This is a genomic window from Rhizobium sp. S163, assembly GCF_030380805.1.
In the GTDB taxonomy this organism is placed as follows: Bacteria; Pseudomonadota; Alphaproteobacteria; order Rhizobiales; family Rhizobiaceae; genus Rhizobium.
Genome location: NZ_JAUDSA010000019.1, coordinates 122,714 through 135,581 on the forward strand (window position 1 = coordinate 122,714; position 12,868 = coordinate 135,581).

General features: G+C 61.3%; 9 protein-coding genes. 4 read left to right on the top strand and 5 right to left on the bottom strand.

From position 1 onward, the window contains the following. Nucleotides 1-297: 297 nt before the first annotated feature. Entirely contained in the window at nucleotides 298-1,476 is a 1,179-nt protein-coding gene (locus QTL96_RS22260; RefSeq protein ID WP_289729236.1) for an efflux RND transporter periplasmic adaptor subunit, read from the top strand. Beyond that, the gene (locus QTL96_RS22265; protein ID WP_289729237.1) at nucleotides 1,473-4,661 is read left to right on the top strand and encodes a multidrug efflux RND transporter permease subunit; all 3,189 of its coding nucleotides are present in this window, start codon (nucleotides 1,473-1,475) and stop codon (nucleotides 4,659-4,661) included. Before QTL96_RS22260 ends, QTL96_RS22265 begins: the two co-directional genes overlap by 4 nt. Nucleotides 4,662-4,931: 270 nt before the next feature. Here QTL96_RS22265 and QTL96_RS22270 read toward each other — a convergent pair whose 3' ends face one another. From QTL96_RS22270 to QTL96_RS22285, 4 genes are all read right to left on the bottom strand, one after another. Then, on the bottom strand, nucleotides 4,932-5,939 hold the full coding sequence (locus QTL96_RS22270; protein ID WP_289729238.1) for an acyltransferase: 1,008 nt from the start codon (nucleotides 5,937-5,939) through the stop codon (nucleotides 4,932-4,934). A gap of 50 nt (nucleotides 5,940-5,989) precedes the next feature. Further along, on the bottom strand, nucleotides 5,990-7,261 hold the full coding sequence (locus tag QTL96_RS22275) for an O-antigen ligase (RefSeq protein ID WP_289729239.1): 1,272 nt from the start codon (nucleotides 7,259-7,261) through the stop codon (nucleotides 5,990-5,992). A gap of 9 nt (nucleotides 7,262-7,270) precedes the next feature. Then, complete coding sequence (locus QTL96_RS22280; protein ID WP_026282737.1) at nucleotides 7,271-8,542, bottom strand: polysaccharide biosynthesis/export family protein; 1,272 nt, start codon at nucleotides 8,540-8,542, stop codon at nucleotides 7,271-7,273. 65 nt (nucleotides 8,543-8,607) lie between these two features. Further along, nucleotides 8,608-9,288 (bottom strand): sugar transferase, encoded by a 681-nt coding sequence (locus tag QTL96_RS22285; RefSeq protein ID WP_289729240.1) that lies wholly within the window; start codon nucleotides 9,286-9,288, stop codon nucleotides 8,608-8,610. A gap of 768 nt (nucleotides 9,289-10,056) precedes the next feature. Here QTL96_RS22285 and QTL96_RS22290 point away from each other — a divergent pair. Both QTL96_RS22290 and QTL96_RS22295 read left to right on the top strand, forming a co-directional pair. Then, nucleotides 10,057-10,329 carry an exopolysaccharide production repressor protein gene (locus QTL96_RS22290; RefSeq protein ID WP_209191402.1) on the top strand — a complete coding sequence of 91 codons (273 nt, stop codon included), beginning with the start codon at nucleotides 10,057-10,059 and terminating at the stop codon, nucleotides 10,327-10,329. A gap of 129 nt (nucleotides 10,330-10,458) precedes the next feature. Then, on the top strand, nucleotides 10,459-11,460 hold the full coding sequence (locus QTL96_RS22295; RefSeq protein WP_289729241.1) for a glycosyltransferase family 2 protein: 1,002 nt from the start codon (nucleotides 10,459-10,461) through the stop codon (nucleotides 11,458-11,460). Nucleotides 11,461-11,523: 63 nt separating this feature from the next. On the opposite strand, the gene QTL96_RS22300 is transcribed toward QTL96_RS22295, so the two are convergent. Beyond that, nucleotides 11,524-12,483, bottom strand: coding sequence for a glycosyltransferase (locus QTL96_RS22300; protein WP_289729242.1), 960 nt, complete (start codon nucleotides 12,481-12,483; stop codon nucleotides 11,524-11,526). Nucleotides 12,484-12,868 lie beyond the last annotated feature (385 nt).

The window sequence follows — 12,868 nt, forward strand, 5'->3', positions numbered from 1 at the left end:
TGACGGTTCTGCGATACTCTCCCTGATTTCATTGACCTCGACAATTTCAACCCACCGGGATTTGCTTTTCGTCAAGACACCCGTTTATATGGAAATCCATAGGCTTACCGGGTGGGGACCTTCCCGGCCAATCGATCTCAACGGCATGCAAGTCGTGAGCGCTATCAGCGCCACGAACGTAAGACAGCATTAGAAATAGGCGAGCGACACACAGCCGCTCGAGTACCGCCTGACATGAAACGCATTCTTTCAGCATAGTCATGGCGGCGTGTTTGGCCGCCCGAATGGGGAGCCGCCATGCCTTTCTCGCTTCGATACGTCTTGGCCTTCAGCAGCGTCGCGTTCTTACCCCTCGCTTCATCCGCCCAGCAGGCCGCTTCTCCGCCCCCGCCGCCGGTCACCGTGGCCAAGCCCGTGGTTCGCGATGTCATTGATAACGACGAGTTCATCGGCCGCTTCGAGGCAGTCGACGAGGTCTCGGTGCGCGCACGCGTCGGCGGTTATCTGAATGAGGTCGATTTCACCGACGGCGCGCTGGTGAAGAAGGGCGACAAGCTCTTCGTCATCGACCAGCGCCCCTTCGTCACCGCGCTCAACGAAGCCAACGCCGCGCTCGAAGTCGCCAAATCCACCCAGACCTATGCCGAAGCGCAGTTCAACCGCGCGCAGAGCCTTGCCACCAGCGGCAGCCAGTCGGTCTCGACGCTCGACGATCGCCGCCGCGAGTGGCTCTCCGCGCAGGCCAATGTTCGCGGCGCGCAGGCGACCGCCGACCGTGCCGCGCTCGACATGGAATACACCACGATATCAGCACCGCTCAGCGGCCGCATCGACCGCCGCCTGATCTCGACAGGCAATCTGGTGCAGGCCGACCAGACGATCCTGACGACCATCGTCTCGCTGGACCCGATCGATTTCTACTTCGACGTCGATGAGCGGCGCCTGTTGAACTTCGCCGACACGGCGCGCAAGCTCGGCAAGGATCTGCAACTCGGCGGCGGCGGCGTACCTGTCACCGTGACGATTTCCGATCCGAACGCCAAGCCCTTCACCGGCAAGCTCGACTTCGCCGAAAACCGCATCGACAACGAGAGCGGCACCATCCGCATCCGCGCCCGCCTCGCCAATCCCGACCTGATCCTACAGCCCGGCCTCTTCGGCCGTGTACAGGTCGAGGCGTCCAACAAGTACAAGGCGATCCTGGTGCCCGACGAAGCGATCGGCTCCGACCAGAACGAACGCGTCGTCTTCGTCGTCGGCACCGACGGCAAGGTGTCGACCAAGCCGGTGCGCCCCGGCCCGCGTCTCTACGGCTACCGCGTCATCCGCGAAGGCCTCGATGGCACCGAGACGATCATCGTCAACGGCCTGATGCGCGCCCGCCCCGGCGCGACCATCACGCCGCAGATGACCGAACTGCCGCAGGAACGGCGCGACACACCGCCGGAAAACGCCGCGACGGAGACGCCACAATGAGGTTCGCTCATTTCTTCGTCGACCGCCCGATCTTCGCGGCGGTCATCTCGATCGTGCTCCTCGTCGTCGGCAGCATCGCCTATACGCAGCTGCCGGTGTCGCAATATCCCGAGATCGCGCCGCCGACCATCGTCGTGCGCACCTCCTATCCGGGCGCCGACCCGCAGACCATCGCCGATACGGTCTCCACGCCGCTCGAGCAGCAGATCAACGGCGTCGAGGACATGCTCTACATGTCCTCCTATTCCAGCGCCGATGGCGCCATGTCGCTGACCATCACTTTCAAGCTCGGCACCGATCTCGACAAGGTGCAGGTGCTTGTCCAGAACCGCGTCTCGATCGCCCTTCCCCGCCTTCCCGAAGAGGTGCAGCGCCTCGGCGTCACCACCGACAAGAGCTCGCCCGACCTGATGATGGTCGTGCACCTGCTCTCGCCCTCGCATCGCTACGACCAGCTCTACGTCTCCAACTATGCCCGAAACCGCATCCGCGACACCCTGGTGCGCCTCGATGGCGTCGGCGACGTGCAGGTGTTCGGCGAGCGCCAGTATTCGATGCGCATCTGGCTCGATCCGCAGAAGCTCTCCGCTTACGGCATGACATCGGATGACGTGGTCTCGGCCCTTCGCGACCAGAACGTCCAGGTCTCCGGCGGCAAGATCGGCGCGCCGCCCGTCACCGGCAAGAACGCCTTCGAATATACGGTCAGAACCGACGGCCGCTTTTCCGACGTGCGCGAATTCCGCTACGTCATCGTCAAATCGACGGGCGCCGGCCGGCTTGTGCAGCTGCAGGACGTCGCCCGCATCGAACTCGGTGCGCAGGACTATGTGACGAACAGCTATCTCAACAACGACCCCGCCGTGGCGCTCGGCATCTTCGCCCGCCCGGGAACCAACGCGCTCGATACCGCGCACCAGATCCAGTCGCTGATGAAGGACATCTCCCAGACCTTCCCGCAGGGCCTGGAATACCGCATCGTCTACGACACCACCGAGTTCATCTCGGAATCGATCACCGAGGTCTATCGCACCATCGCCGAAGCCGCGATCCTGGTGGCGATCGTCGTCCTCGTCTTCCTGCAATCCTGGCGAACCGCGATAATCCCGATCATCGCCATCCCGGTCTCGCTGATCGGCACCTTCGCCGTGCTCCTCGCCTTCGGCTTCTCACTGAACATGCTGACGCTGTTCGGCCTCGTGCTCGCGATCGGCATCGTCGTCGACGACGCCATCGTCGTGGTGGAAAATGTCGAGCGCAATCTCGCCAAAGGCATGACGCCGAAGGAGGCCGCGCATGTGACGATGGACGAAGTCGGCACCGCGGTCATCGCCATCTCGCTGGTGCTGATCGCCGTCTTCGTTCCGACCGCCTTCATTCCAGGGATTTCCGGCCAGTTCTACAAGCAGTTCGCCGTGACGATCTCGGTCACCACCGCGATCTCGGCGCTGAACTCGCTGACGCTGTCGCCGGCACTCGCCGGCATTCTGCTCCGAAGCCACGATCACCAGCACACGCGCAACAACATCGCCCTGCGTTTCGGGCGCGGTCTCGCCAATGGCTTCAACAACGGCTTCGATCGCCTGAGCCACGGCTATTCGTGGATCGTCAGGCATCTCGTCAGAAGCTGGATCGGCATCACCTGCTCGCTGCTCGTCTTCGCCGGTCTGCTTGGCGCCACCTACTTCATGATCACCAAGGTCCCGTCAGGCTTCATCCCGACCATGGACCAGGGATACGCGATCGTCGTCGTCCAGCTGCCGGATGGCGCGTCGCTGGCGCGTACCGATGCGGTGGTCAAGCAAGTCGGCGATATCGCCCGCACGGTCCCCGGCGTCGGCAACGCCGTGCAGTTCGCGGGCTTCAGCGGCGCGACCTTCACCAACGCCTCCAATTCCGGCGTCGTCTTCGTGCCGTTCAAGTCCTTTGCCGAGCGCGAGGAAGGCGGCGAAACGGCAAACAAGATCATCGGCGAACTTTTCGGCAAGCTGCAGAGCATCCAGGAGGCCTTCATCATCGCCGTCCCGCCGCCTTCGGTGCGCGGCGTCGGCAATTCCGGTGGCTTCAAGATGCAGATCCTCGATCTTGAAAACGCCGACATGACCCGCGTTCTCGGCCTTGCCCGGCAGATGATGGGTGCTGCCGCGACGACCGAAGGCCTGACCGGCGTCTTCACGACGTTCTCGGATGCCAGCCCGCAATATTATCTCGCTATCGATCGCGACAAGGCCCGTTTCCTCAACGTGCCGATCCCCAACATCTTCAACGCGCTGTCGATCAATCTCGGCGTCGCCTATGTCAACGACTTCAACGCCTTCGGCCGCGTCTACCAGGTCCGCGCTCAGGCCGACCGGCAATACCGCATGGACCGCGAGGATATTCTCGGCCTCAAGGTGCGCTCGGCGACCGGCGCGCTGGTGCCGCTCGGCACGCTGATGGATATCCAGGATTCCAGCGGCCCCGCCCTCGTCCAGCGCTACAACATGTATGTCTCCGTTCCGCTGCAGGGCAACCCGACGCCAGGCACGTCGACCGGCGACGCGCTGAAGAAGATGGAGGCGCTGGCGACCAAGATCCTGCCGCCCGGTACGACCTTCGAATGGACCGAACTCGCCTACCAGGAAACCCACACCGGCAACACGGCGGTTTACATCTTCGCCCTTTCGGTCATCTTCGTGTTCCTGGCGCTCGCGGCCCAATATGAAAGCTGGGTGCTGCCGCTGGCAATCATCCTGATCGTTCCGCTGGCTGTGCTGGCGGCACTGATCGGCGTCTGGTTCCGTGGCATGGACAACAACGTGCTGACGCAGATCGGCCTGATCGTCCTGATCGGGCTTGCGGCGAAGAACGCGATCCTGATCGTCGAGTTCGCCCGACAGGCGGAAGACGAAGGCAAGTCGCCGGTGGAGGCAGCCGTCGAGGCGAGCCATCTGCGCCTGCGCCCGATCCTGATGACGGCGTTCGCCTTCATCTTCGGCGTGCTGCCGCTTGCGATCGCCACCGGCCCCGGCGCCGAAATGCGCCAGTCGCTCGGCACGGCCGTCTTCTCAGGCATGCTCGGGGTCACGATCTTCGGCCTGTTCCTGACGCCCGTCTTCTATGTCGCGCTACGCTCGTTCAGGAGAAAGGCCCGGCCGGTAGAAACCGCCGCACCGGATGCAGGCGCCCCGCCGGCCGAAGCCTAGAGCCTGTCCTGGTTAGATTGGAGCATTCTGCCGGAGCAGGTTTTCGTCAGGGCAAAGGCGATTGGCGAAGGGCATACCCCAGGTACGGTCGAGCCGATCGCCTTTGATCCTGGCGGAAAGATGCCCGGCCCTTCGGGTTGGCTGAAACGGGCCGTCTGATCGTCCGGCCGGCTTGGCCGTATGCGTTGGCTACGACGCGCGCCGGCCGGACGACCATCCGACTCCGTTTGAGCCAACAGAATGCTGCAATCTAACCAGGAAAGGCTCTGGTCATGAGGCTCGGCGGGCGAGTGTCGCCTGTTTCGAGCGCGAGCTGGAAAGCAGCTTCCTCAGCGGCTTTTCGATGAGTTCGTAGGCCGCGGTTCCAAGAACCACGCCGGCGAGAACGCACACCGGAGCCATAACGGTGGCTGAGAGGCCGATCATCTGCCCCGCCTTGGCGACCACCGAGATCGCCAGCGTGTGCCAGAGATAGATCGAGTAGGAAGCGTCGCCGAGATAGGTCAGCAGCGGCATGCGTCCGAGGCTTCCGGCCGCCTCCAGCGACACCATCCCGTAGACCAGAACCATCGCCAGCGGACCGCATATCCCGGCATTGAACTCGGCGCCCATCAGATGGATGGCGGCGAAACCGGAAAGGGCGGCGCCCACGCAGGCAAGCCCCAGGCTGGTGCCGGCAATCCACCAGCGCAGCCACAGCTCGGCAATCAATACGCCGCCGACAAACTCGAGGATGATCGGCCGCGTGTAGGTGTAGAGCGCCGGTGTCGTCGGCTGCAGGATCTGCCCGGCCAGGAAGAAGCCACCGAACAGCGCGAGCAGAAAGGCGAGACGCCATTTGCGCGGCAGGAACAGCGCGCCGGCGAAGAGGACGTAGAAGAAGATCTCGAAATTGAGCGTCCACCCCTGCACCAGCACCGGCCAGATGTCGCCGGTGCTCGGCGAATGCGCGGGAATGAAGAACAGCGACGCAAGGATATGCGATGTCGTCAATTGCAGGTTCGGAAACAACCCGGCCACGGCGCCGGCGATCATGATTGCTGTCACCAGCCAATAGGATGGCGCGATGCGGCGCAGGCGGTCCAGGAGAAAGCCCTGCGGCGTCATCGGCCGGCGCTCGCTGATCACCCACATGATGAAGCCGCTGATGACGAAGAACACATCGACACCGGCAGCCCCGATGGCGAAGTGCTCGCCGGACTTCTCGGCCGCGTGAAAAACGACGACAGCAAGCGCCGCGAAGGCGCGCAGATATTGGATGCCGTAAAGGGTCTTCATCCGGTTTCCTCAAATGACCGGTCAATGCCGGCCGACAATGCTGTTAAGTGCTAATGCATCAAAGGTTCGGGCTGCCGTGCCTGCCGCGCCCATGCCGCGACATCAGGCTGGCGGCGCACGCTCATCAGCTTTCCGGCGCAGAAATAGAACAGAAACGTCCCGACATTGTAGGGCGTCAGAATGTCGATCTCGACGAAGGAGCGGATCAACAGAAGCACGCAGATGGCAAACAGCAGATAGGATTCATCGTTCCTGATGTCTTCGATCAGGCGACGGAGATGCCCCCACAGGATCTTCAGGAAAGTGAAAACCAGGATCAAAAGGCCCACGAGGCCGAGCTCCACCGTCGTTTCGATATAGGTGTTGTGGAAGTGGAAGCCGCTGCGCGAGCCGATGAAGAACTCTTCCCAGAGACGCTCCGGCTCCGAGAAGCCCTGAACCCAATAGGCCTGATAGCCGACGCCGAAATAGGGATTGTCGGCCGCAGCCTTGATCCCCTGCTGCCACAGATAGGTGCGTCCCGTCAGCGTCGAATCCTTGCCGAAGATCCCGAGCACGGCATCGACCGCGCCGAGATAGACACCGGCGACCGCAAGCACGATCACCGCGACCCCGCCGCCAATGACGAGCAGCTTGCGCTGGTCGGGCGTCAGCGTCAGCACCACACGCAGACCGACCATCAGCGCCAGAACCACGACCGCGGTCAGAACCGAGGTCGCCGATTGGCACATCATCAGGCAATAGGCCGACAGCAGCCCGACGACGCCTGTGGCACCCAGCCATGATGGACGGCGTTCGCCGAAGATGAATACCGTCGCGAAACAGGCGATCAGGCCGAGCGAGGCATAGAACCCGAGCTGGTTCTTCGACGCGAAGGCGCCGACGAAGCTGTAGGTGTTGTCGATCACGTCGAGCTCGGAATGCCCGAAGAGCACCGAATAGACGAGGACGATGCCGATGCCGGCGACCATGCCGAGCGTCAGCGTCTTGGCATCCAGCACCCTGACCGCGATCAGCGTGCAGAGCACCTGCGTGAAATATTGAATGGCGGCGCGCATCGAAACGCTGGGTGCCGCCGACCAGAAGACCGACAGGAAGGCGATCGCCGCGAAAGCGTAGATCCAGATGTAGCGATTGTAGTTGCCGAGCACCTTGCGGTAATCGACCGCGATCAACGGCAGCCAGAGCGCATAGTAAAGCAGGATCGACACCTGCCCGAACCGAAGCGAGTAGGCGAACGAAAAAAGCGAAATCGCCACGGCGGAAACGGCATAGGCCACATTCCCGCCGGGCTGGATGAGCGCCGACTTAGCGATACGCATACTGCCTCGTTACCTCATGGCCAGTCCGGCGGTGACCTTGATCAGATCGCCGGGCTGCAACGCGGTGCTTTCCTGCACCGGGATTTCCTTCGGCTTGCCGTCCACGTCACGGATGACGGAGTAGGCAATGCTGGCCGCACCCGTCGACGTGTCGAAGCGGGCGGCATCCGTGGATTGGGTCAGCGCCTCGGCCATCAGCGAGTTGCTCGTCGTGAGCTTCAGGTTGAGCTGGTCGAGCTGCGCATCCGCACTTTGCTTTTCCTGGGCAAGCTGAGCGTCCCAGTCGTTGCGAAGCGTGATCTCGTCCTGGTTGGCCTTGCTGATATCCTGCTTGGCCTTGAGCGAGTTCGTGTCGATGTCGAGAAGCATCGCCTCGAGATCTGCCGCGCGTTGCTCGGCCGTCATCTTGCGGGCGCTGAGCACCAGCCCCTTCTCGGCGAGATCGTCGACCTTGTCGCGGTCGGCCGTGGCCAATTCCAACTGACGCGTCTGCGTCTGCGTTTTCTTGGCAAGCGTCTCGACTTCGCTCTGCAGCAGAGCCCTCAGGTCATCGAGTGCCTGAAGCTGCAGCGTCAGCCGCTTCTTGCGCGAGGTCATGAGCGCGTTCTCGCTGTCGACGAGCGCTCTGGCCTCAGGCTTGTCCTTCAGTTCGGCCGGGATCTCGAAACTATCCTTGTTGTCGATTTCGGCCTGAAGACGAGCCTGCTTCACCAGAAGCCGTGCCCTGTCCGCCATGTAGACGACCGCGTCGCCCTTGGCGTTGATGAAATCACGCGCGAACCGCTGGCCGGAATCAGCCCGGCGAAGGCCGCCGGCAAGGCTGACGGCCTTGGCGACGGTGAGGTTCGGCGCGAACGGAAACTCACCCGGCTTCTCCACGTCTCCGGAGAGATAGACAGGGCGGAATTCCGACAATTCGACGGATGCCGACGGCCGGTCCTTCAGGGCGAACTGCTTCTGAAGGGCCATGCCGATCTGCTTGGCGATGGCGTCGGTCGTCTGCCCGGAAGCAGCGAGATCGCCGACGAATGGCAGCGAAATGCTGCCGGACGGGCCAACCGTGTAGTCGCCGCTGACGACAGACCAGTCGCGGATCGTCCCATCCGCCGTCTGCCATTCGGCAACTCGAATCTTCACTTTATCCATGGTTCCAAGGCGGTAGTCGTCCGCGCTGGCAATGAATGAGGACAGCAGGAATGCACTCAACCCGGCAGCGACTGCAACACCGGATCGAAGGGCACGGGATCGCCCAGCCTGACTGCCAAATAGACGTTCGTTCATATTTTTCCCCGTGTTTCGTCCCGACGGCGAGCCATAAGACGTGCTCGTCGGGCGTAAGGATGCCGTTAGTAGCTTCCGCGCTGAGCGCAGACGGCGGGAATGGTCTTTGCGATGATCGCAACGTCCCGGGCCATCGACCAGTTTTCGACGTAGTGGGTGTCGAAAGCGACGCGAGCGGCATAGGAGACGTCGTTGCGTCCGCTGACCTGCCAGAGACCGGTAAGGCCTGGGCGGGACTGCAGATAGAAGACGGCGGCGTGCTCGTACATTTCAAGTTCGTCTTGAACGACGGGACGCGGACCGACGACACTCATCTCACCGCGAATGATGTTGAAGAGCTGGGGAAGCTCATCAAGGCTCAGCTTGCGCAGCACGGCGCCAACGGCAGTGACCCGAGGGTCGTTCTGCAGCTTGCGCGTGGCGCGCCACTCATCCATGGCGGAAGGGTTGTTGCGCAGATAGTCCTGCAGCACCTTGTCGCCATTGGTGACCATTGTCCGAAACTTCAGGCAACGGAATTCCTGGCCATTGTGGCCGATACGGCGATGGCCATAGAAGGCCGGACCCTTGTCCGTGAGCCTCACAAGCAGCATCACCATCAAAAAGATTGGGCTCAGAAACAGAAGCCCGAGGCAGGCGGCGGACACATCGAATGCCCGTTTTGCGAAGCCGCCCGTGGGCGGAAACGCGTTTTCGTGAACTGCGCCATAAAATGGCGAACTGTCCGATCTCGTCGCAGACTTCATAGAGGTAACTCCACTTATGTTTGCCGTTTGGTCGGTTAAGGCTCAGGACGCTAAGCTAGCGCTGACGAGTTGGGAGTGTATGAGGGGATTTTGTTTTTTTAAGCCACGTTTTTAAAACCGGTCGTTATCGAACGGTTTTGGAAACATTTGTTCAACTTTTTGTATTTCAGCGGTCGCTGAAACATATTTAGATTCCACCAAAGCGATCAAAACTATATTTGCAGATCGAAATAAAATGCCTCGTGACTTCTTGCCAATACACCCCGAGCGAAGTTTACAGGGGTGACCGGTCGCGGTCGAAAGTTCTTGAGCGCGGCCATCACTTCTGCAACGGACCTGTTTTTAAACTTGAACGGGGGCGTTTTATTGCATCGCAGCATCGTTTTTGCGCCGCACTCACAAATCGGTTGAAATTAAATCTTTGTAATAAAAGTTGAATGCGAAACGCGCCCACTACACCTCAGCGGGTATCGATTGTGGCACAAACAAGAACGTGCATTGCCGAAATCGATGCAACCCTCACATCGAAACCCAACTTTAACGACGTTTTCCGATTGCCGGGCGGCCAGGCCGATAAGTGGCATTTTTACCAATACCCGGAACAAAGCTTTAAGATGACACTTGTAGATACTGAATACAGGCGCAAACGACGTCTTCACCGCTTTAGTTATATGACGAAGTCCTGTAAAAAGAATCTACAAAAGGGTCCTGGTGTGGCCGCGTATTCAATGGCTGTTCATTGAAGGGCACCATCTGGGGAGGCAACAAATGTATGCACCTCGCGTTTTTGTCAGCATGTTGGGCGCACTCGCAGTGTTCGCCGTCGCCACCTATTGGCTGAGCGGCTCTCTTTCCGGAACCATCATCAAGACCGTGATCTGCGCGATCCTGCTGCAGGCAGGCTATTTCGGCGGCGTGCTCTACCTCGTCTGGAAGGAAAGCAAGGAGCGCAACGGCGCCAAGCGCGCGGCCGGCCGCGCCGAGGAAGCTGAAAAGCTTCACGTACCGCCTTTCAACAGCTCCGAGCCGTTCAATCGCTAAGCCCCGAGGGCAGTCCTGATGCCCGTTCGCCGCTCACGAACCCACCCTTCGTAACATCATGTGAAGCGCTCTTTGTTGTCTGCTGCGCTGCAACGTCCTAGGTCTTGGGCGAAACAACGGAGGTAGAGCGTGGCTGAAACAGCTAGCATATGCGTCATCATCGCCGCCAAGAACGCGGCCGATACGATCGAAATCGCCGTCAGATCAGCACTTCTCGAGCCTGAAGTCGCCGAAGTCGTGGTCGTCGACGACGGCTCGAGCGATTCCACGGCGCAAGCCGCCGAACGCGGCAACGACGCCACCGGCAGGCTCAGGATCGTCAGGTTCGAGAAGAACAAGGGCCCGTCCGCCGCACGCAATCATGCCATCGATATCTCCACATCGCCGCTGATCGCCATTCTTGATGCCGACGATTTCTTCTTCGCCGGCCGCTTCTCCCGCATGCTCTCGGACAATGATTGGGAGTTCGTGGCCGACAACATCGCCTTCGTCGATGCCGACACGGTCGCCCAGGCCCCACAGAAGCTCGATCGCTTCGCCGAAAACCCTCTCTATCTCGATCTGACGACATTCGTGGACGGCAACATCTCCAAGCGCGGCGTGCGCCGCGGCGAGATCGGCTTCCTGAAGCCCGTCATGCGCCGAAGCTTTCTCGACAAGCATCAACTCCGCTACCGCGAGGACATGCGTCTCGGCGAGGATTACGATCTCTACATCCGTGCACTGGCGCTCGGCGCCCGCTACAAGGTGATCCACAGCTGCGGCTACGGCGCCGTCGTGCGCGGCAACTCGCTGAGCGGCAGCCACCGCACGGAAGACCTGCGCCGCCTTTACGAGGCGGACCGTTCGCTGCTGAAGGATTTCAAGCTGAAGCCGATGGCGGCGGACGCCGTGCGCCGGCACGAACAGCACATTCGCGCCAAATACGAGCTGCGCCACTTTCTCGACATCAAGAACCAGAAGGGCGCCGGCGCCGCGATCGCCTATGTCGCGTCCCATCCCTCCGCCTTTCCGGCCATCGCCGGCGGCATCCTCGCCGACAAGACGGAACGCTGGCGCAACCCGGATGGCGTAGCGGTCACCTCAAGCGGCGACCGCCTTCGCTATTTGCTCGACGCGCCGGCGGAGTAAAGCATGTCGCGCAAAAGCGTGCCGCGGTTTTGCGGCACCGACATGCGATAAAGCAAAGAGCAGTTATTTTACCAGCTTGCCGGCGGCGAGCTGGAATGCGCTCTGGATCAGCCTTGGATCCTGCACCAGCCAGCGGGCGAGCAAGCCGAAATCAGGGCGGCGGCGGCGTTTGAGCTGCCCCACCTGCCCCCACAGCGCCTGCTTGCGCGCCCGGCTCTTGTAGGAGCGGATGGTCGCGATCTCACGCGGCCGCGAGGCGAAGCGGCTTTCCAGCCTGTCGAGCGCCATCCAGGTGATGAACTGCTGCTTCAGATATTCCGGCGACGTATTGTCGACGCCGTGGAAGATGTTGATCCCCTCGCCGCGCAGCGCGCCCGCATCGGCGCAAAGCAGAACCTGCTTGGCCGCCAGCATGCAGTCGCAGAAGAACAGGACGTCTTCCGCCGCCAGCCGCAGCGCCGCGTCGAAACGCACGGTCTCGATCAGGGGTCGGCCGATGACCATGCACGACATGTGCAGGAAGGCCCAGTCGTTGATCATCACCCCCGCTATATCGGGAACAGAGAGAATATGCGGCGTCTCCATCAGCCGCTGCGCGCCGTCGATCTTCGCAAGCGCCGCGATCCCGAAATGATAGTCGAACTCCGCCCCGCCCTCGATCGACGCCCAGTAGCAATCGCCGCCAAGCGTATCCATGGCCGTGAACGCGTTTTTCAGATGATCCGGCGTCCAGATGTCGTCCGAATCGAGAAACGCGACATAGCGCGTATCGGCGGGAACATGATCGAGCCCGGTATTGCGCGCGCCGCCCGGCCCCGCGTTCGGCTGGCTGACGACGGTGATTCGCGCCCGCTCTTCGGCGGTCAGCGGCGCAAGCTCGCTTGCCGGCGCATAGGGCGACTGATCGTCGACGACGATGATATCGAAGTCCTGAAAACTCTGCGCAAACGCCGACGCAAGCGCCCGTCTGAGGATGCCGTCATCCCGCTGGTAAAACGGAATAATGATCGTGAAAGTCGCCATACTCTCTCCCTGAGAGGTTCGAATTGGTGCTTCGGTCGGTGCCTGCAGCCGTGCCATCTAGGCCAGCTGCTGCACCGCACAAGCATCAGGGGCATTTCGGCCGAAATTTGTCAAAGGCGGCAGGAAGGCCGCTGACGGCCCCTCGATCCGGAAACGCTCCATTCCGGATCAAACCGCCCCATTCCGACCATAAATGATGAACCACTTGCGGACGGCTACTGTAACATTTCCTCTCATTTGATAAAAACTTTCGTGCGCCGCACCACGTCTTTCGCGCCTAAGCCAGTGAATATAATCATTTTCTTGAATGCACTGCTGACGCTGGCTTCTGGCCGGGGCGAGAACACTTCAGCCGCGCATTTTTCGCGAGCCGTTACGGCAAGTA

Coding starts and splice junctions, on each gene's coding strand:
- QTL96_RS22285 (WP_289729240.1), bottom strand. CDS start 9,288: ATGAAGTCTGCGACGAGATCGGACAGTTCGCCATTTTATGGCGCAGTT.
- QTL96_RS22280 (WP_026282737.1), bottom strand. CDS start 8,542: ATGAACGAACGTCTATTTGGCAGTCAGGCTGGGCGATCCCGTGCCCTT.
- QTL96_RS22300 (WP_289729242.1), bottom strand. CDS start 12,483: ATGGCGACTTTCACGATCATTATTCCGTTTTACCAGCGGGATGACGGC.
- QTL96_RS22290 (WP_209191402.1), top strand. CDS start 10,057: ATGTATGCACCTCGCGTTTTTGTCAGCATGTTGGGCGCACTCGCAGTG.
- QTL96_RS22270 (WP_289729238.1), bottom strand. CDS start 5,939: ATGAAGACCCTTTACGGCATCCAATATCTGCGCGCCTTCGCGGCGCTT.
- QTL96_RS22275 (WP_289729239.1), bottom strand. CDS start 7,261: ATGCGTATCGCTAAGTCGGCGCTCATCCAGCCCGGCGGGAATGTGGCC.
- QTL96_RS22265 (WP_289729237.1), top strand. CDS start 1,473: ATGAGGTTCGCTCATTTCTTCGTCGACCGCCCGATCTTCGCGGCGGTC.
- QTL96_RS22260 (WP_289729236.1), top strand. CDS start 298: ATGCCTTTCTCGCTTCGATACGTCTTGGCCTTCAGCAGCGTCGCGTTC.